Origin of the sequence: Parafrankia sp. Ea1.12, from assembly GCF_900465275.1 — a bacterium.
Lineage (GTDB): Bacteria > Actinomycetota > Actinomycetes > Frankiales > Frankiaceae > Parafrankia > Parafrankia soli.
In genome coordinates, this window is the sequence record NZ_UBIZ01000400.1 from 1 (window position 1) to 18,935 (window position 18,935).

At 72.5% G+C, this 18,935-nt stretch carries 13 protein-coding genes and 1 pseudogene; 7 read left to right on the forward strand and 7 right to left on the reverse strand.

From position 1 onward, the window contains the following. Window positions 1-865 precede the first annotated feature (865 nt). The 3 genes from FMEAI12_RS23225 to FMEAI12_RS23235 all read left to right on the forward strand — a co-directional run bounded on the left by FMEAI12_RS23225 (window position 866) and on the right by FMEAI12_RS23235 (window position 4,434). Window positions 866-1,549 (forward strand): class I SAM-dependent methyltransferase, encoded by a 684-nt coding sequence (locus tag FMEAI12_RS23225; RefSeq protein WP_112107829.1) that lies wholly within the window; start codon window positions 866-868, stop codon window positions 1,547-1,549. 614 nt (window positions 1,550-2,163) lie between these two features. Then, window positions 2,164-3,399, forward strand: a complete 1,236-nt coding sequence (locus tag FMEAI12_RS23230; RefSeq protein ID WP_112107830.1) for a glycosyltransferase family 4 protein — start codon at window positions 2,164-2,166, stop codon at window positions 3,397-3,399. Between the two features lie 75 nt (window positions 3,400-3,474). Next, window positions 3,475-4,434: a UDP-glucuronic acid decarboxylase family protein gene (locus FMEAI12_RS23235; RefSeq protein ID WP_112107831.1), complete on the forward strand. Its 960-nt coding sequence runs from the start codon at window positions 3,475-3,477 to the stop codon at window positions 4,432-4,434. A 28-nt stretch (window positions 4,435-4,462) separates the two neighbouring features. On the opposite strand, the gene FMEAI12_RS23240 is transcribed toward FMEAI12_RS23235, so the two are convergent. The 3 genes from FMEAI12_RS23240 to FMEAI12_RS23250 all read right to left on the reverse strand — a co-directional run bounded on the left by FMEAI12_RS23240 (window position 4,463) and on the right by FMEAI12_RS23250 (window position 7,068). Then, window positions 4,463-5,398, reverse strand: coding sequence for an LLM class F420-dependent oxidoreductase (locus tag FMEAI12_RS23240; RefSeq protein WP_112107832.1), 936 nt, complete (start codon window positions 5,396-5,398; stop codon window positions 4,463-4,465). Between the two features lie 69 nt (window positions 5,399-5,467). Next, window positions 5,468-6,298: an FCD domain-containing protein gene (locus tag FMEAI12_RS23245; RefSeq protein ID WP_235014349.1), complete on the reverse strand. Its 831-nt coding sequence runs from the start codon at window positions 6,296-6,298 to the stop codon at window positions 5,468-5,470. A 47-nt stretch (window positions 6,299-6,345) separates the two neighbouring features. Further along, window positions 6,346-7,068: a Crp/Fnr family transcriptional regulator gene (locus tag FMEAI12_RS23250; RefSeq protein WP_041253853.1), complete on the reverse strand. Its 723-nt coding sequence runs from the start codon at window positions 7,066-7,068 to the stop codon at window positions 6,346-6,348. Window positions 7,069-7,382: 314 nt separating this feature from the next. Between FMEAI12_RS23250 and FMEAI12_RS23255 the strand changes: the two genes are divergently transcribed. Both FMEAI12_RS23255 and FMEAI12_RS23260 read left to right on the forward strand, forming a co-directional pair. Next, window positions 7,383-8,621 carry a hypothetical protein gene (locus tag FMEAI12_RS23255; protein WP_112107834.1) on the forward strand — a complete coding sequence of 413 codons (1,239 nt, stop codon included), beginning with the start codon at window positions 7,383-7,385 and terminating at the stop codon, window positions 8,619-8,621. 36 nt (window positions 8,622-8,657) lie between these two features. Next, window positions 8,658-11,102 carry a cation-translocating P-type ATPase gene (locus tag FMEAI12_RS23260; RefSeq protein WP_112107840.1) on the forward strand — a complete coding sequence of 815 codons (2,445 nt, stop codon included), beginning with the start codon at window positions 8,658-8,660 and terminating at the stop codon, window positions 11,100-11,102. On the opposite strand, the gene FMEAI12_RS23265 is transcribed toward FMEAI12_RS23260, so the two are convergent. Further along, window positions 11,094-13,715 carry an MMPL family transporter gene (locus FMEAI12_RS23265; RefSeq protein ID WP_112107835.1) on the reverse strand — a complete coding sequence of 874 codons (2,622 nt, stop codon included), beginning with the start codon at window positions 13,713-13,715 and terminating at the stop codon, window positions 11,094-11,096. The genes FMEAI12_RS23260 and FMEAI12_RS23265 overlap by 9 nt on opposite strands. A gap of 263 nt (window positions 13,716-13,978) precedes the next feature. Here FMEAI12_RS23265 and FMEAI12_RS23270 point away from each other — a divergent pair, with 263 nt between their 5' ends. Continuing rightward, window positions 13,979-14,572 (forward strand): TetR/AcrR family transcriptional regulator, encoded by a 594-nt coding sequence (locus FMEAI12_RS23270; RefSeq protein ID WP_112107841.1) that lies wholly within the window; start codon window positions 13,979-13,981, stop codon window positions 14,570-14,572. A gap of 31 nt (window positions 14,573-14,603) precedes the next feature. On the opposite strand, the gene FMEAI12_RS23275 is transcribed toward FMEAI12_RS23270, so the two are convergent. After that, window positions 14,604-15,653: a LacI family DNA-binding transcriptional regulator gene (locus tag FMEAI12_RS23275; RefSeq protein WP_235014354.1), complete on the reverse strand. Its 1,050-nt coding sequence runs from the start codon at window positions 15,651-15,653 to the stop codon at window positions 14,604-14,606. A 342-nt stretch (window positions 15,654-15,995) separates the two neighbouring features. Further along, window positions 15,996-17,498 carry a glutamate--tRNA ligase gene (gene gltX / locus FMEAI12_RS23280; RefSeq protein ID WP_112107837.1) on the reverse strand — a complete coding sequence of 501 codons (1,503 nt, stop codon included), beginning with the start codon at window positions 17,496-17,498 and terminating at the stop codon, window positions 15,996-15,998. Between the two features lie 256 nt (window positions 17,499-17,754). Here gltX and FMEAI12_RS23285 point away from each other — a divergent pair, with 256 nt between their 5' ends. After that, a complete protein-coding gene (locus FMEAI12_RS23285; RefSeq protein WP_112107838.1) occupies window positions 17,755-18,612 on the forward strand; it encodes a PaaX family transcriptional regulator C-terminal domain-containing protein in 858 nt (285 codons plus the stop codon). An 89-nt stretch (window positions 18,613-18,701) separates the two neighbouring features. Here the strand turns inward: FMEAI12_RS23285 and FMEAI12_RS23290 are convergent. Then, window positions 18,702-18,935, reverse strand: a pseudogene (locus FMEAI12_RS23290) (FadR family transcriptional regulator); the annotation flags it as partial.

The window sequence follows — 18,935 nt, forward strand, 5'->3', positions numbered from 1 at the left end:
GGGGCGGCTGGAAACGGAGCATGCCATGGACGGTCGGGATGAAAAACGCGGGGGAAACCACGCGGACAAAGGTACCGGACCTTGTGCCTAAAGCGAGATGCCACCGCGCCAGTCGCCTACCCTACGAAGATAGTCGGAGTCGACCTTAGCTGGTTCGCCGATGGGCGCCCATCGGAAAGCTTTGCGTACATCGTCGGGTGTACGGGCGACGTCACACTCGATGGATTCTTGTCCCTGTCGGAAGTGCATCCAGTCCTCGTCGTGAACCGGGATCGTGACGCGGGGGCGCGTCTGACCGCAGAGGCGACCACATTGTGTCCGGTCGTGGTGTATCGGACGGGGCCGGTGAGCGGGAACCGGACTCCGCCCAGATGGAGGAAAGCGGTGTCGACCGTCAACCATCGCCGACCTCGCGTACGGCGCGGTAGAGGAAGGCCTCCCCTGAAATCCACAGCACCCCGTGTTTCTGGCCGGCCCGGCGCAGCACGAAGCCGATGACATGGCCGACGACTGGGCGGATCAGTGGCGGTCCATGGCGGCACGGTATTGCGGTGACCTCAATGGGAGATCGGCCCGGGGTGGTAGACGCCACATCGGTCTCGGACGCCAGGGTGCCGGGCTCCAGTTCGGTGAGAACCGTCGTGGTCCAGGGGGCAACTCCCCAAGCGCAGCCCCCGACGCGTCTCGCGCCGGGAACGTGGCGATGACGGTTTTGGTGTGTGCCAACAGGTGTGGTCCGCATCGTCGAGGTTGTCGCCGCGGTGGTCGTGAGTGAGTAGCACGGCGTCGATCGGCCCGAGGTCGTCGGGCTTTCGACCTGCTCCGAGTGCTGCGTCGTTCGCCTGTTCTGACCTACACTGGTCCAATGGGTGAGACTATAATCTCATATGGTGAGATGATCTGGGATCCGGAGGCCTACGACGCGCAGCGTCGCCGGCTGGTTCCGTTCTTCGATCTGCTCTACGGCGCGGTCGGGGATCTGGTGGCTGAACTGGGTGGGGCGCAACCGGTGGTGCTGGATCTGGGCGCGGGAACCGGCCTGTTGTCTGCGGCGGTGATCGGGGTCGTGCCCGGTGCCAGGCTGCATCTGATGGACGGGTCGGGTCCGATGATCGACCGCGCGGTGTCTCGGCTCCGGGCTCATGTGGTGGGTGTGACGGTCGCCGACCTCACCGACCCGCTGCCGGTGGGTCCCTTCGCCGCGGCCGTCTCGGCGCTGGCGATCCACCATCTGGACGACGAGGCCAAGCGGAACCTGTTCCGGCGCGTCCGTTCGGTACTTGTTCCCGGTGGTCTGTTCGTGAATCTGGAACAGATTGTTGGGCCTGATGAGGAGACCACCCAGAGGTACGAGCGGATGCACGAGCGATGGGCCCGTGGCGCGGGTTCGGACGACGAGGAATGGGCGGGGGCGCTCGCGCGCATGGCCCACGATCGGTGCGCTCCGCTCGACGACCAACTCGGGTGGCTGCGGCAGGCGGGCTTCGGTTCCGTCGACTGCGCGGTCAAGACCTGGCGGTTTGCCGTGTACTCGGGGCGGGCTAGGTAGGCCTCTGGAGCCGTGAGCGGGCCGCCCGTGGCCGGGTCCGTGTGCAGTGCCTGGGCGGTGGCGGTGGCGGTGGCTGTGTCTGGGCGGTGGCCGTGGGCATGGCCGCGTCGCCGGTCCGGGTTCTGGCCCTGGCTCCGGTCACGCCCGTATTCGTATCCGCATCGCGTTCCGCTCGCGTGCGGCGGATCGGTCGGCGCCGACTGTGTCAGGTCATGCAGTGTCGGACCCGCGCGTCGAACGGGGCCCGGCTGGGGCGCTTAGTGGGGTCCGGGAACCGTCCCCGGGCCACGGTCGGGCAGCTGTTCGGAGCGGTCGGTGAGTGATCGGTTCAGGGTGGTTGCGGCAGGAATCAGGTTCGGTTCTCCCTGTGTCTGTAAGGGTGATCCGCCGTCCTCGCCGGAATGTCGGCGGGGAATTCCCTGGAACGCCCAGGCAAAGTTCTACAGCCATGTAGAGGTAAATTCCCCTCACGTGAGGGTGCTGTTGTGTCTATCGCGGCCGCATGTCGTGGCCGCATTAGGTGGTTGTGGCGGGCGGACTGCTGGTAGGCGGGGCGTCGGTACTACTATGGGCCGCCCGGAGTTACCTGGCCTGCTGGTCGCCTGGAGTTGTGCATGCGGATCGCTTTCCTATGCGAGCAGTACCCACCGATCATCTGGGATGGCGCTGGCGTCTACACGCATGACATCGCTCACGCACTGGTTCGGCGCGGCCATGAGGTTCATGTGCTGTGCACTCAGGGCCGCCGTATCCGCGACGACGTGTTCGACGGCGTTCACGTTCACCGCCGCCCGCTGTTGCGTGCGCCTGTCACTCGATACCTGGGGCCGGCCGCGAAGCTGATCAACGGCCGGGATCATCCGCGTGACTCCTTGTCGCTGCGGGCCTCACTGGCGGTGTCGTACGGCTTCTGGCTTCGGCGGAGCGGGATCAACCCGGACGTCATCGAGACACAGGACGGCGAGACACGGGGCCTGTTCACGGCTCTCGGTCGGCGTACGCCGCTGGTGATCCACCTGCACACTCCGACGATGATGGACGTCCGTCTGCGGGATCCCGAACTGAGCCGCAAGGGGGAGCTGGCCGACCGCATCGACCGCTTCTCGGCGCTGCGAGCGGACGCGCGGACTTCCCCGTCCCAGCTCCTCGTCGACACGCTGTACGAGCTCGACTGGCTGCGACCGGACACCGACGTCGACGTAATCCCGTACCCGTTCGACAACGTGCCGTTCGCGAGCGTCCCCACGGCAGAGCACACCGGACCGAACCTGGTCGTGGTCGGCCGGCTGGAGTGGCGCAAAGGGCTGGACGTGCTCGTCGAGGCCGCGTCCCGGCTACTGGCGCGGGGAGTCGAGGCCAAGCTGATCTTCGTCGGGCAGTCGTCCGGTCGGATCGAAGGCGTCGAGACCGGGGCATGGCTCGAGCGGAAGGCCGCTGATCTGGGCGTTCCGATCCGGTTCGAGGGGCATGTCTCCCGCACGGAGCTTCCGGTGCTCTACGGTGAGGGCCGGGCGGTCGTCGTGCCGAGCCGGTTCGAGAGCTTCTCTATCGCGGGCCTTGAGGGGATGGCCGCCGCTCGCCCGGTGGTCGCCACGGCGACGACCGGCGTCTCGACCTGGGTCGACCGCTGGAAGGGCGGCGCCGTCGTGCCGCCGGAGGACCCGGACGCGATGGCGGACGCTCTCGAGCCGTTCCTGACTGACCAGGACCACGCGGCCGTCGTCGGCCTGCGCGGTCGGATGGGCACCGCTGAGCTGGATCCGGCGCGCATCGCCGAGCGCCGCGAGGAGGTCTACCTCAAGGCGATCGCGCGCCATGAGGTCCGCCGGCCCGAGAGGCAGCGGGGATAGGCCACCGCCGACATCGGTGGTGGGTGTTCTTTCGTCGGTATTCGTTGAGCTGCCAGTGCTGGGGGTTTTTCGGTTATGCGTGTCGTCGTCGCGGGAGGCGCGGGCTTCCTGGGGAGCCATCTCTGTGATCGGCTGCTCCTGGATGGTGAGGAGGTTGTGTGCATCGACAACTTTCTCACCGGGCGGAAGGGCAACGTCGAGCATCTACTCGACCGGCCAGGATTCGAGCTCCTCGAGCAGGACGTCGCCGAGCGGGTCGAGGTGGCCGGGACGGTCGACGCCGTCCTGGAGTTCGCGTCACCGGCGTCGCCTCTCGACTACGCCCGGTATCCGATTGAGACCTTGAAGGCAGGCGCGCACGGCACGCTCAACACGCTCGACCTCGCCCGGGCAAAGGGCGCCCGCTTCCTGCTGGCGTCGACCTCCGAGGTCTACGGGGACCCGCTGGTGCACCCGCAGGAGGAGTCGTACTGGGGGCACGTCAACCCGATCGGCCCGCGCAGCATGTACGACGAGGCCAAGCGTTTCGCCGAGGCGCTGACCACCGCCTACCGCAACCGGCACGGGCTCGACACGGCGATCATCCGGATCTTCAACACCTACGGGCCGCGGATGCGCACCGACGACGGCCGGGCGATTCCCGCGTTCGTCTCCCAGGCCCTGCGCGGTGAGCCGGTGACCGTCGCCGGCGACGGGATGCAGACCCGCTCGGTCTGCTATGTGGACGATCTCGTCGAGGGCATCGTGCGGATGCTGCGCAGCGGCCTGCCCGGCCCGGTGAACCTCGGCAACCCGCACGAGATGACGATCATCGACACCGCGCGCCTGGTGGTCGAGCTGATCGGCTCCGACGCGCCGATCACGTTCGTGCCGCGGCCCGGCGACGACCCGATGGTCCGCCGGCCGGACATCACCCTCGCCCGTCAGCAACTCGGCTGGGAGCCGGTCGTCGACGTGCGCGACGGGCTGGTCCGGACCATCGAGTGGTTCGCGAGCGAGCTCGCCACCGAGGCGACGGGCCGGACCGGCGCGTAGCCCGGGTCTGACCCGGGTCTGACCCGGGTCAGACCCGGGGGAGGACCTCGGCGGCGAGCAACGCCACGTGGTCGAGGTCGTCCAGGTCGAGGACCTGCAGGTACACCCGGCTCGCTCCGGCGCCGTCCGGGCCGTAGACGGCGAGCTTCTCGATCACCTCGGCCGGGGTACCGGCCAGGCCGTTCTCACGCAGCTCGTCGAGGTCACGCCCGATCCGCTCGGCGCGGTGCTTGAGCTCGGCGTCGTCCCGGCCGCAGCACACCACGAGTGCCACCGAGTAGACGAGATCATCCGGATCCCGGTCGATCGCGGCGGCGGCCTTGCGGACCAGCCCGAACTGCGCTGACACCTGTGCCGGCGGGGCGAACGCGAGGTTGAACTCGGCGGCGTGGCGCGCGGCAAGCGCCGGCGTGCGCCGCGGCCCGTGACCGCCGATGATGATCGGCGGATGCGGGCGCTGGACGGGCTTGGGCAGCGCCGGGCTGTCGGTCAGGATGTAGTGGCTGCCCTGGTGGGAGAACGTCTCGCCCGCCGGGGTACGCCACAGTCCCTCGATGATCGCGAGCTGTTCGGTCAGCCGCTCGAACCGTTCGCCGACCGGTGGGAACGGGATCCCGTAGGCGGAGTGCTCCGCGGTGAACCAGCCGGCGCCGAGACCGAGCTCAACTCGCCCGCCGCTCATCTCGTCGACCTGGGCGACGGCGATGGCGAGCGGCCCGGGCAGCCGGAAGGTCGCGCTCGTCACCAGGGTGCCCAGGCGAATCGTGGACGTCTCGCGGGCGATGCCGGCCAGCGTGACCCAGGAGTCGGTCGGGCCCGGCAGCGGGCTGCCCGGCCCCATCCGCAGGTAGTGGTCGGAGCGGAAGAAGGCGTCGAATCCGCCTTCCTCGGCCGCTTTGGCCATGGCTAGCTGGCGCGCGTAGGAGGCGCCCTGCTGGGGCTCGACGAATATCCGCAGATCCATGCCCTCAAGCCTGGCAAACCCCGGTTACCCCCTCGACTGCGGCCCCGCCGGGAGGTCTCGCTGGACGGGTCAGCGGCGGCGCACGGCAGCCGTCCGTTCGCCCGGCCCGGAGAGCTCGGTCGGGCGGGCGAACACGTCCACCGGCTCGTCCCCCTCCTTGCCGGTCGTCGGGCCCGCCTCGCCCGCGTGGGCCACCCGGGACCGCCAGTGCTCCCGGGCGCCCGCCGCGTCGCCGGCCTCGACGAGCTTGTAGAGCCGGCGGTAGTAGCGGACGGCGCGCCTGCGGTCCTCGGCGGTGGCCACCCGCCCGGACGCCTCGTGGCAGCGGACGGCCACCTCGTGGAGCAGTTGCGCGAAGATGCCCAGCGACCGGTTGCCTCCGTGCTCGGCGATCGTCGCGTGCAGGGCCGCGGCGGCGTCGAGGAAGGCGGGGCCGTCGTCGGCGTCGGCCGCCGCCTCGGCGGCCTCGACGGCCGCGCGCAGCTCGGTGAGCATCTGCGGGGTTCTGGTCTGGGCGAGGGTGTGGGCCAGGGTCGGCTCGACGAGCTCCCGCGCCTGGTGGATGTCGCTCATCGTCACGCCCTCGAGCTGCAGGAGCAGGGCGAAGGCCTTGGCGACGTGGTCGACGGTCGGACTGGTGACCCGCGGCCCGCCGTGCCGCCCGCGCAGGACGGTGACCAGGCCCTCGGCCTCCAGGATGCGCAGCGCCTCGCGCAGCGTCGTGCGGGCGATGCCGAAGATCTCCATGAGCTCGTCTTCGGTCGGGAAACGATCACCCGGCCGAAGTTCCCCTCTGGCGACCTGGACGCGAATGGACTCCGCGACGATCTCGGACGCCCGCGCGCTGCGCTGGGGCGCCCGCGGAACCTGGACCGCCATGGCGTCTCCCACCGGCGTCACGTCTGGGGCCATCAAGATATCAGCGTTGGCACAGGCGGCCTTCCTCGTCAGCTCGGGCTGCTGGCCCCGTCGGGTCGATCCTGGCGGCCGAATGCCACCCGTTCCAGGCCCTCCAGGTCCAGGACGATGACGCGGCGGTAGCCGACGTCGACGACCTTCATGTTTCGCAGCTCGGCGAGCGCACGGTTGACCGAGCGTTCGTCCGCGGCGACCAGGGCGGCGAGCTCGGGCTGGCTCAGGCCCACGGCGAGCTGGACACCGCGGTCGGAGGCCCGCCCCCACAGCGTCGCCAGCTCGATGAGAATGCGGGCGAGCCGGCCCCGGACCGAGCCGTCGACGTGCTCGACCCGGCGCCGGATCGAGTTGCGCAGCTTGTTCGCGACGGTCTCGGCGACCGCGAAGGCGGCCGGGGGATTCTGCTCGAGGAACGAGCGGAAGGCTGTCGCGCTCATCACCCGGCCGGCGACCGGCCCGGCGGCGGTGGCGGTTCCGGTGTGGGTGTCCTGGTCCATGGCGCTGATCTCGCCCAGGATGTCGCCCCGGGACCGGATGACGAGGAAGGCGAGCCGGTTCTCCTCTCCGTTCGCGGTGATCTTGACGAAGCCGTCGAGGATCAGGATCACCTCGCCGTACGGCTCGGCCTCCCGCATCAGCATCTCGCCGTGCAGGTAGTGGCGCACTCCTCCCAGGGAGAGAAGCTGCTGGCGCAGCGCCGGGTTCAGCCGCGCTGGCAGGCTGCCCGGCGGAAAAGGCCGGGAATCCTCAAGCAAAGGAACACCCTCCTTTCTCCGAGCAGTACTGCCCGGAACGTCCGACCTACCCATTGTGGTTCTCCGGCGGCCGACCGTCCTGCGTTAGTAGCGAGCCGGACACGCCGGTTCCCTTTTTGCGCTGGTCGGGGCGTTCGGCGTCTTGGTCCCGGGTGACCTCGCGCAGGTGCGCGCATGCGGCGGCCGCGGTGTCGCGGCGCTGTCCGAAGGTGTGAGAGCAGCGCCACCGACCCGCGCGAGGCGTTGACGTATACCCCCTAGGGGTATGTAACGTCTGGGTGAGTCTTATACCAGCCGGGGCGAAGGGACGGACGATGAACGCATTGACCCGCATCGGCGGCTTCGGTCTCGCGTTGGCCGTGCTCTTCGGTGTCTCCTATGTGGTCGGGACGACGATCGGGCCGTCCGAGGAGTCCAACGGTGCGGCCGAGACCGGCGCCCGTGGCCACGAGGCCTCCGCCGTGCCGGGCGGCGCGCCGGGCGTGACCAGCGGTGATCCCACCGCGGCCGGGCTCGCGATCTCCGCGGGCGGCTACACGCTCGCGCCCGACACGCTCACCTGGCCCGCCGGCCGCTCGCAGCCCTACACCTTCCGTGTCCTCGGCCCGGACGGCCGCCCGCTCACCGCCTTCACCCGGGTACACGACGCAGACCTGCATCTGATCGTCGTGCGGCGTGACCTCACCGGCTACCAGCACCTGCACCCCACCCGTGACGCCGCCGGCACGTGGAGCGTCCCGCTCCGACTGTCCGCGCCCGGCGTCTACCGCGTGTTCGCCGACTTCGCTCCGACGTCCACGCCGGGCGGCACCGACAGCGGTACTGGCACCGGCGGCGGCACGGGTACCGGCGCCGACACCGGTACCGGTGGCACCGCGGCCGGCCGCGTGGCGGACGGGGCGAGCGTTCCGGGAGTCCCGGTCGCTCCGGTCACGCCCGGCACCTTCGAGATCTCCGGCATGTCGGAGATCTCCGGGAATTCCGAGATCTTCGGGATCTCGGGTAGCTCGCCGGCCGCGTCCACGATCACGCTCGGCACGGACCTCACCGTGGGCGGCGACCTGCGCCCCGCCACGCTGCCGGCGCCGTCGCGCACCGCGACAGTGGCGGGTGGGTACACCGTGACGCTCGACGGGCGGGCCAGCCCCGACGGGATGAGCGACCTCGTCTTCTCGGTCACCCGCGCCGGACGGCCGGTCACCGATCTCGAGCCGTACCTGGGCTCGCTCGGTCATCTGGTGGTGATCCGGCAGGGTGATCTCGCCTACCTGCACGTCCACCCGGGAGAGAGCGGGGGCTCCACCGGCGGCGCCGTGGCGACGCCCGGAGGTCTCGACGGCGGCATGAGCGATCCCACGGCCAGTCCCGGGAGCGGCGATCCCGCGCTGTCGTTCATGACCGAGTTCCCGTCGGCCGGCGCCTACCGCCTCTTCCTGGACTTCAAGCACGCCGGACAGGTGCGAACCGCGGAGTTCACCATGACGGTCCCGGTGGACGGGGCCGCGCCCACACCCACGCCGACGCGGACGCCCACCTCCGCGCACACGCACTGACCCTGCCCGCGCACCCGCGTCCCCTTGGGAGAACCGATGAGCCCACCGGCCACCGACCGGCGCCAGGTGGATCTGGTGATAGGCGGGATGACCTGCGCATCCTGCGCGGCTCGTGTCGAGCGGAAGCTGAACAAGCTGGACGGCGTCACCGCCACGGTCAACTACGCCACGGAGAAGGCCAAGGTCAGCTTCCCGGCCGGCCTGCCGGCCGATCGGCTGGTAGCCCAGGTGGAGGCCGCCGGCTACACGGCGACGATCCCGCCGCCCGCGCCGTCCCGACCGGCCGCGCGAACCGGCGCCCGTGACGCGGCGAACCGCCCCGCCTCGGACCACGCCACCGGAGACCGGGCCGACGACAGCACCGCCGTGGACAGCACCGCCGCGGACGGCGTCGCCGCCGGCAGTACTGCCGGCGGTAGCGCGGCTGACGAGAGTCTCCCCGCCGACGGCCGGGTGCGCGCCCTGCGCGACCGGCTGCGTGTGGTCGTCGGGTTGACCGTCCCGGTGGTGCTCCTGGCGATGGTGCCGGCCCTGCAGTTCGACTCCTGGCAGTGGCTGTCGCTGACGCTCGCCGCGCCCGTCGTAGTGTGGGGCGGCTGGCCGATCCACCGGGCGGCGTGGACGAACCTGCGCCACGGCGCGACGACGATGGACACGCTCGTCTCGATCGGCACCCTCGCCGCCTTCGGATGGTCGCTGTACGCGCTGTTCGTCGGCGACGCCGGCGAGCCCGGGATGACCCACGACTTCAGTGTCACCGTCACTCGCGGTGCCGGGGCGGACAGCATCTACCTGGAGGTGGCGGCCGGCGTCACCGCGTTCATCCTCACCGGCCGGTACCTGGAGGCCAGAGCCAGGCGCAGCGCCGGCTCCGCGCTACGCGCGCTGCTCGCCATGGGGGCGCGTGACGTCGCCGTTCTCCGCGACGGCAGGGAGGAACGAGTCGAGGTCGATCAGCTCGGCGTCGGTGACCTCTTCGTCGTCCGTCCGGGGGAGAAAATCGCCACGGACGGGGTGGTCGTAGCGGGCGCGTCAGCCGTCGACGCGTCGATGCTCACCGGAGAGTCCGTCCCGGTGGAGGTCCGTCCCGGCGACGACGTCACCGGTGCCACCCTGAACGCGGGGGGCCGGCTCGTCGTCCGCGCCACGCGGGTCGGCGCGGACACCCAGCTCGCGAGGATCGGACGTCTCGTCGAGGAGGCACAGAGCGGCAAGGCGCCGGTGCAGCGGCTCGCCGACCGGATCGCGGCCGTCTTCGTGCCGGTCGTGCTCGCGCTCTCGGCACTCACCTTCGGCTACTGGGCGGGCCGGGGGGACGGCCTGGCCGCCGCGTTCACCGCGGCCGTCGCGGTGCTGATCATCGCGTGCCCGTGCGCGCTCGGCCTCGCCACGCCGACCGCCCTGCTGGTCGGCACGGGACGCGGCGCCCAGCTCGGCCTGCTCATCCGCGGACCCGAGGTGCTGGAGTCGACCCGCCGGGTCGACACGATCGTCCTGGACAAGACCGGCACGGTGACGACCGGCGAGATGACCCTCCTGGACGTCGCCACCGCCGCCGGCGAGGACCGGGACGAGGTGCTGCGGCTCGCGGGTGCCCTGGAAAACGCCTCCGAGCACCCGGTGGGCCGCGCGATCAGCCGGGCCGCCGCCGCGGCAGCGGAGCGGTCGTCCGCGGAGCTGCCCGGCGTCACCGAGTTCGCCACCAAGGAGGGCCTCGGGGTGCGCGGACTGGTCGCCGGCCGCGCCGTGCTGGTCGGCCGTCCGAGGCTGCTGACGGGGTGCTCGCAGCCGCTGCCCACGGACCTCGCGGAGATCGCCCGCACGGCCGAGGCCGCCGGCCGCACCGCCGTCGCGGTCTCCTGGGACGGGCGCGCCCGCGGCGTGCTCACCATCGCCGACGCGGTCCGGCCGACCTCGGCCGCCGCGATCCGCGAGCTGCGGGGACTGGGCCTGCGCCCGATTCTGCTGACCGGCGACAACGCCTCCGTCGCGGCCACCGTCGCGGCGGAGGTGGGGATCGCCCCGGAGGACGTGGTCGCCGAAGTCCTGCCAGCGGAGAAGACCGAGGTCGTGCGCCGGCTGCAGGCCGGCAACCGGGTGGTGGCGATGGTCGGTGACGGGGTGAACGACGCCGCCGCGCTGGCCCAGGCGGACCTCGGTCTGGTGATGGGAACCGGCACGGACGTCGCGATCGAGGCCGGTGACCTGACTCTCGTCCGGGCCGATCTGCTCGCGGCCGTGGACGCGATCCGCCTGGCCCGGCGGACACTCGCCACCATCCAGGGCAACCTGTTCTGGGCCTTCGCCTACAACGCCGCCGCGCTGCCGCTGGCCGCGGCCGGCCTGCTCAACCCGATGCTCGCCGGGGCGGCGATGGCGGCCAGCTCGCTGTTCGTCGTCGGCAACAGCCTGCGCCTGCGTGGTTTCACCCCGCGTCCGGCCACGGCACCCGGTCCGGACCCGGCACCCGGCTCAGACTGACGCCCCGGCCCCGGCACCCGTGCCGGCCTCAGCCGAAACCGGCGTGGGCACCTCGGCGGGCCCTGGTACCGAAGCCAACGCGGGCGCCACAGCAGGCGTCGCCACCGCTGCGGACGCGGGCATCGAGGCGGGCACGGGCGTCGATGCGGGCGTGGGCACCTCGGCGGGCAGGGGAGGGGACGCCGCCGGGCCGGGCGAGGCGGCCGCGGGCAGGTGGTCGGGCAGGCACGGCAGCCACCAGGCGGCCCGCCCGAGCAGGGACATGACCGCTGCCCCGAGCGTCAGGCGGACGACGAACGCGTCCACCGTGACACCGAACGCCAGCACGAGACCGATCGACGCGGTGATCGGGCCGGCCGGAGCGGCGAGTGCCCCGAGGACCCCGGCCATGACGCCTGTGCTGGCCGCCACGACCGCGCCTGACGCGACGACCGTGATGATCGTGCTGGCCGTGACGGCCCGGGCGGCGTCCGCGGTGCCGCGCACCACGGCCTGGCCGGGGTCGCCGGTGCGGAGGAGCTCCGCCCGGCTCCGGGCCACGAGGTGCAGCTCGTGGCTCGTGGCCAGAGCGGTCAGCAGCCCGATCACGACGATCGGCAGGACGGCTGCCACGGGCCCGCTCCGTTCCACCCCCAGGCAGCCGCCGAGCCATCCCCACTGGAACCCGGCGACCATGGCACCCAGGGCCGCCACGGCGCTGAGTCCGGCGCTCAGGACGCCCTTCAGGGGCACGAGGACACTGCGCGAGGCCATGGCGAGCACCGCGATCGCCAGCGCGGCGAGCAGGGTGAGGTAGAGCGGCAGGACCCGGGCGAGCCGCCACGAGACGTCCAGGCCGATCGCCGTCCGCCCGGTGACCCAGACGCGGGTGCCTGTCGTGACGGCGAGCGCGCCGGCCTCGGCGCGGATGCGGCGTACGAGGTCCGCCGTGCCCGGATCGCCCGGTCCGCTGACGGGGATCACGGTCATGGTCGCGAGGTCGCCGCTGGGGTCGAACCGCGGTTCGGTGGTCAGGGCGACGGCGCCCAGCGCGGCGACCGCCGTCCGTACCCGGCCGGCGGCGGCGGTGGGGTCGGCGCTGTCCGCCGCGTCCACCACGAGCAGCAGCGGGCCGTTGAAGCCGGCGCCGAAGCCCGCGGCGAGCTGGTCGTAGGCGCGGCGCTGGGTGCCCTCGGACGCGGTCGCACCGCTGTCGGGCAGCCCCAGGCGCAGGTCGGCCACCGGCGCCGCGACGGCGCCGAGGGCGGCGAGGGAGAGCAGGAGCGCCGGAATCCGTCGCCGCACGACGAACCGGCCCCACCGCTCCCCGCCGTCCCGTCCGCGGCCGGCGCGGCCGGTGGCCCGTGCGGTGACTTTGCTTCCGGCGAATCCGAGGACGGCCGGCAACAGCGTGAGCGTGCCCAGAGTGGCGATCATGATGATGCCGGCGGACGCCAGGCCGATCGTGGTCAGCGCCGGGACGCGGGCGACCGACAGCGCCGTGAGCGTGCCAGCCGTCATCAGACCCGAAAGGACCACGACCGACCCGGCGGTGGCCACCGTGTTCCCGGCCACTTCCTCGCGCCGGCGGCCCTCCGCCAGCCCGTTCCGGTACCGGGTGACGACGAGCAGCGCGCCGCCGATCGCGACGGTGAGCCCGAGCACCGCCACCGGCACCGGCACCGGCACCGGGAGCGGCGTGGCCGGGCCGGTTCCGGTTCGGCTGGTCACGACCCAGGCCGCACAGCCGCCGACCGTCACGCCGACGACCGCCGTCAGCAGCGCCAGCGCGGCCGCGACGGACGAGCCGAAGGCCACGATGAGGACACCCAGGACCGCCGCGAGCACAGCTGCCGCGAGTATGCCCGCGGCGACAGCCGGCTCAGCGGAGCCGAGGTAGCTCCGCTCGGGTACTCCGTCCAGTGCCGTCCCGCCGAACTCGACGTCGATGCCGGCGGCGCGGGCCGGACCCGCGGCGGCGAACAGGGCCGCGCGCGCCCGGGCGGTCAGCTGCGTGTCGCGGACGGTGTAGGTGACCTGCGTGTAGGCCATCCGGCCGTCGCTGGAGATCCCGCCTTCGACGGACCCGACGCCGGGGGCGCCGGGCTCGCCGTCGGCGCCGGGCCCGCTGCCGCCGAAGGGATCACCCACCCGCCCGACGAGCGGCGCCTGTCCGAGGGTGGCGAGGACGTCCTCGATCGCTTGCCGGTGGACCGGGTCGTCGAGGCGGGCCCGGGCGCCGTCGCCCGCGTCGAGGGTCAGGACCAGCCGGGCCGTCGCGGTGTCGGCACCGGTCCCCGGCAGCCGCCGCCGCAGCAGGTCCGCCGCCCGTTGCGACTCCGAGCCCGCAGCGACAAGAGTCCCTGCTGCGGTGCCGGCGGGCGTCGCGGTGCCCGCGCTGGATGTGGTCGCGGTGCCCGCGCCGGATGTGGCCGCGGTGCCTGTGCTGGGTGTGGTCGCGGTGCCCGCGCCGGGGAGTGTCGCGGTGCCCGCGCCGGGGAGTGTCGCGGTGCCCGCGCCGGGGAGTGTCGCGGTGCCCGCGCCGGCCAGCCCGAGCAGCGCCAGCCACAGCGCCAGGACGACCCGCCGGTGCCGGTGGGAGGCCTGGCCGAGCCGGTACAGGTAGGTGCCCAAGAGTCCGTCTCCTTGCGGGGTCGCCCGCGTGCGTCGCGGGTTTCACGCGGACGCCCGGCCAGACCCTCGTTTGTGGCCCCGGTGATGGCTCCTCGGCGCCGCTCGACGGTGCCCCGTACCCCCCGTACGGGGCGGTCGGCCCGGACGGACGTCCAGCGCGTGGTTCGCACGGATCTGTACGCTCGGTCCCCCGCGGGAGTGTGGTGCGCCACAATGAGGGCCCCCTGCGCGAGGTGACCGGGGCCGGACGGGAGGCGGAGATCGTGACTGCCGAGCTGGCGGAACGCCAGATTGGGCCGGGCGCCGGCCGGGAGCGCCTGCGGGCCACCGCACTGGAGCTGTTCACTGAGCGTGGTGTGAGCGCCACATCGCTCCAGATGATCGCGGACGCGATGGGCGTCACCAAGGCGGCGGTCTACCACCACTACAAGAGCAAGGACGAGATCGTCCTCGCGGTGGTGCGCCCGGCGCTCGAGCAGCTCATGGGGCTGGTGCGGCTCGCCGAGAGTCGGCGCTCCCGGGCCGCCCAGGTCGAGACGATGATCGTCGGCCTGGCCGATCTCATCATCGCCAACCGCCGCTTATACGCGCTGCTGCAGGGTGATCCGACCTGTACGGCCATCCTGCAGCGGTACCCGGAGTTCCCCACGCTGGGGGAGCGCCTCGTCGCGTTGCTCGCCGGGCCCGATCCGGATCCGGGTTCCGTCGTGGCGGCCGGCATGCTGCTGGCAGGGTTACGCGGCGCCGGCTCCGACCCCCGGGTGATGGTGCTGGACGACGAGGAGTTCCGTCGATACGTCGTCGGCTGCGCCCACCGCCTGATGCGCCCCCGCCGGCCGGCGTCCGCCACCGGCTGATCCGCGCGTGTCGGGAGGGGCCGAATCGCCATTAGGCGCGGCGGGTGCTCTCCCGCTCGACCAGTTCCACCGGCAGCACGATCTCGCGGGGCCGGGCGCCGTCGCCGACCATCTCGATGAGGAGCCGGGCGGCCTCGGCCCCCAGCCGTTCGGGATGACGCGCCACCGTCGTCAGCGACGGCTCGGTGAGTTCGCCCCAGGAGATCCCGTCGATCCCGATGATCAGCACACCGCCGGGCACCTGCCGGCCCGCGTGCCGCAACGCCCGCACCGCGCCGACGGCCTGCAGATCGTTTGAGCAGAAGATCGCGTCGATCTGTGGATCGGCGGCGAGGAGCTGGTCGGCCGCCCATCGTCCCGCCTCGATCGTGTACCGGCTGGCGATCGAGCGCCACGGCGGAAGCGAGCGTCCCGACGCCTGCAGCTCTGCGCGGAAGCCGGTGCGGCGCTCGCGGGCCGTGGTGAGGTGCTCCGGCCCGCAGATCATCGCGATCCGGCGCGCGCCGCGGGCGAGGATGTGCCCGGCGGCGAGCCGGCCGGCCGCGGCGTCGTCGGCGAAGACCCCGCCGGCGCCGGTCAGCTCCAGGCGCTCGTCGCAGGCCACCACGGCGACGCCGCTGTCGACCAGGTGCTGCAGCTGCTCGGTCTGCCCGGACGCCGAGCAGACCAGGAGCCCGTCGGCCGCCCCGGCCAGGCGGTCGAGGTAGTCGGCCTCGCGCGCGTCGTCGAGGTCGGTGTTGCCGAGGAACACCGCCCAGCCGGACGACTGGGCCACCGTCTCGACGCCGTGCGCGATCTCGGCGAAGAACGGGTTGCTCACGTCCGGGACGACGAGGCCGATGGCGTGCCGGGTCGGCGTCCGCACCGGCCGCGCGGCGTCGACCTGCCGGTACCCGAGGCGGTGGGCCGCGGCGCGAACCCGGGCGCTGGACGCTCCACTGACCGATCGCCGGCCGGCCAGCGCGTTGCTGACGGTCGACACGCTGACCCCGGCGAGCGCCGCGACCTCGCGGATCGTGGCGGGCCGCTTCACCGTCGCCTCGCGGGACGTGATGCGCTCGATGTAGCGGTCTGTAGACATCGACTCCATTAAAGGTCGATGTCGCCCGCGCGGGAGGTCGCGTCGGTCACGATGTCAGCCCGCAAGGCCCACGGCGGGTGACCACTTCCGGATCCAAGGCTCTCTTGAGCCGTTCTTAAGCATCGTTTATGGCGCCGGTGTTGTGATGACGGTGTTGTCGCGAAGGTCCCCGGTCCACCCGGCGGAGGTACCCCCCACCCTCCGACGGGTTCCTGGCCCGGGTCGTGGTCCGTCCCAACCACGACCCGGGCCCACGACGACACCGGACGGGCACGCCGCACGCTCCGGCCGCGCCGGTCAGGCCGGTGCACTCAGATTGTCGGGCTCAGGCCCGGGGCTTGCTCAGGCCGGGTTCGCCGCCGTGCCGAGGCGCTCGACCGCGGCGCGCAGCCGCCGCAGCGTCTCCTCGCGGCCGAGGATCTCCAGCGACTCGAACAGCGGCAGGCCGACCGTCCGGCCGGTGACCGCCACCCGGACGGGCGCCTGGGCCTTCCCGAGCTTCAGTCCGTGCCGCTCCCCGACCTCGATGAGCGTCTCGCGCAGGACGTCGTGGTCCCAGGCGACCTTCTCGTAGGCCTCGGCCGCCTCGGTGAGCAGGTCGAGGGCCGGGCCCTTCATGGTCTTCGCCCAGGCGGCCTCGTCGGTCGGCGCCTCGGGCAGGAACAGGAAGTCGACCATCGGGACGATCTCCGACAGCACCGCCACCCGGGACTGCGCCAGCGGTGCGACGGTGGCGAAGACCTCGGCGGAGAAGCGCTCCGGTGACCACGGCGGGGCCGGCACCGCCGTGGTCACGCCCGCGGCTCCGTCTCCCGAGCCCGCCGCGGCCGGCGCGTCCACCGCGGCGGGCACGTCGGCCGCGGGCACGAGCCACGGCTCGCACGCCGCCACGAACCCGTCCACACTCAGCGCACGGATGTACTCGCCGTTGAAGGCACGCAGCTTCTTCTCGTCGAAGAACGCGGGAGAGGGCTTCACGTCCTCGAGCCGGAACGACGCCTCGATGGTCTCGAACGGGACGATCTCCTCGTCGCCGGGCGGAGCCCAGCCGAGGAGCATCAGGTAGTTGCGCATGGCGGCGGCGAGGTACCCCTCGGCGCGGTACGACTCCAGCGCGACCTTGTCGCGCCGCTTCGAGAGCTTCTGGCGCTTCTCGTTGACGATCACCGGGACGTGGGCCCAGACCGGCGGCGGCGTGCCGAGCGCCGCCCACAGCAGCTGCTGCTTCGGAGTGTTGGACAGGTGCTCCTCGCCGCGCACGACGTGGGTGATGCCCATGTCGAGATCGTCCACGACGTTTGCGAGGAGGAAGACGGCCGAGCCGTCCGCCCGGGCGATGACGAAGTCCTCGATGGTGTCGTTCGGGAACTCCGGTGTGCCGCGGATCACATCGAGGACTACAGTGGTGCCCTTGTCGGGGGTGCGGAACCGCAGCGCGCGCCCCGGGCCGGGGCCGAGCCCGCGCTCCCGGCAGAAGCCGTCGTAGCCGTGCTGGGCGTTGCCGGTGCGGGCGGCGAGTTCGTCGCGGGTGCAGCCGCAGTAGTAGGCGCGACCGGCGGCGAACAGGCCCGCGGCCGCCTCGGCGTGCCGGCCTGCCCGCTCCGACTGGAACACCGGGCCCTCGTAGCCACCGGGGCTGATGCCCAGCCAGTCGAGCGCGCTGATGATGCCCTCGGTCCACTCCGGCCGGTTCCGCGAGGCGTCGGTGTCCTCGACGCGGAGCACGAAGTCGCCGCCGGCGCCCTTGGCCACCAGCCAGTTGAAAAGCGCCGACCGGGCCCCGCCCACGTGGAAGATGCCGGTCGGCGACGGCGCGAACCGTACGCGCACCCGTCCAGTGCTCATGGTCGCCGAGCGTACAGGTCGCCCGTCGGGAGACCGACCGACGTCACCCGGACCACAGGAGATCCGGACCGATCGCGTGGAATGTCGGTAGGGGCTCGTAAAATCGGAGAGCGTGACAGCGCCCGCGCGGCTCGCAGGTCGCGACCGTGATCCGGGTCGTGGCCGGCGCCCGACCGTCCGCCGGCCGCAGGTCGGGGCCCAAGGAGCGAATCCGGCACCTCCAACGGCCGACGTCGTCGACCTGCCCAGGGTCCAGGTGGGCGCACAGCCCCAGCACCTGCTCACCACCCTGCTCGGCGATTACTGGGCCGGCCGCCGGGAGCACGTCCCGTCGGTGGTGCTGGTCAGCCTGCTCGCGGATTTCGACGTCAGCACGGTCGGTGCCCGGGCGGCGCTGAGCCGGCTGTCGCGGCGCGGGCTGCTGGAGTCGTCCCGGATCGGCCGCAACACCTACTACGGGCTGACAGCGGAGGCCTCGGCCGCGATCCTCGCGTCGGCGAACCGGATCTTCACCTTCGGCCTGCGGCACGACCCGTGGGACGGGCGCTGGACGGTGGCGGCGTTCTCCATCCCCGAGGACCAGCGCGACGTGCGGCACGCCGTGCGCGCACGGCTGCGTTGGCTGGGCTTCGCTCCGCTCTACGACGGGATGTGGGTCACCCCGCGGTCTGCCGGTGAGGCGGCCCGCCGGGTGTTCGCCGAGTTGGGCGTCATCGCGTCGACGGTGCTGATCACGACGTCGGAGGCACGCCGCAGCGACCCCCGCCCGCCGATGGCGGCCTGGGATCTCACCGAGCTGCAGCGCACCTACGAGGAGTTCGTCCGCACCTACACCCCCCTGTTGGAACGGGTCCGCCACGGCGAGGTGCGCGGCGCGGAGGCACTGGCCGCGCGCACCGCGGTGATGGAGTCCTGGGGGCGCTTCCCGAGCCTCGACCCGGATCTTCCGATCGACCTGCTGCCCGGCCGCTGGCCGCGGCGCGAGGCCCGCACGGTCTTCGCCGAGATCTACGACGGGCTGGCCGTCCCGGCTGTGGCGCGGGTCCGGGAGCTGCTGGCGGAGGTGTCGCCGGAGCTGGCCGACCTCGTCCGGCTGCGCACGACGGTCTCCTGACCGGCCGGCCGGAGTCCCCTGGCCGGCCCGGAGTCTCCTGACCGGTTGGCCCGAGTCTCGCGGGCGGTCAGCGCGGGCCTTCTGGGCGGTCAGCCCGAGGAGTTCCGGGGCATCGGCATCGGCATCGGCACCGGTCGGGTGCCCTCGAGGCCGCGGCCCGGGGCGGCGGGCGGTGTGCCGAGCAGGTCGATGACGGTGCTGGGTGGCTGGCTGGGTGTGGTGGCGATGTGGGTGCGCCAGTGGGCTTCGGCGGCGTCGGTGTCGTGGCGGGCGATGAGGTCGAGGAGGTGGGTGTGGTCGTGGTGGTTGTGGGGGGTGGTGTT

Excerpts from the sequence above, each read along its gene's own strand:
- FMEAI12_RS23225 (WP_112107829.1), top strand. The coding sequence starts at position 866 with ATGGGTGAGACTATAATCTCATATGGTGAGATGATCTGGGATCCGGAG.
- FMEAI12_RS23275 (WP_235014354.1), bottom strand. The coding sequence starts at position 15,653 with ATGTCTACAGACCGCTACATCGAGCGCATCACGTCCCGCGAGGCGACG.
- FMEAI12_RS23260 (WP_112107840.1), top strand. The coding sequence starts at position 8,658 with ATGAGCCCACCGGCCACCGACCGGCGCCAGGTGGATCTGGTGATAGGC.
- FMEAI12_RS23235 (WP_112107831.1), top strand. The coding sequence starts at position 3,475 with ATGCGTGTCGTCGTCGCGGGAGGCGCGGGCTTCCTGGGGAGCCATCTC.
- FMEAI12_RS23255 (WP_112107834.1), top strand. The coding sequence starts at position 7,383 with ATGAACGCATTGACCCGCATCGGCGGCTTCGGTCTCGCGTTGGCCGTG.
- gltX (WP_112107837.1), bottom strand. The coding sequence starts at position 17,498 with ATGAGCACTGGACGGGTGCGCGTACGGTTCGCGCCGTCGCCGACCGGC.
- FMEAI12_RS23240 (WP_112107832.1), bottom strand. The coding sequence starts at position 5,398 with ATGGATCTGCGGATATTCGTCGAGCCCCAGCAGGGCGCCTCCTACGCG.
- FMEAI12_RS23230 (WP_112107830.1), top strand. The coding sequence starts at position 2,164 with ATGCGGATCGCTTTCCTATGCGAGCAGTACCCACCGATCATCTGGGAT.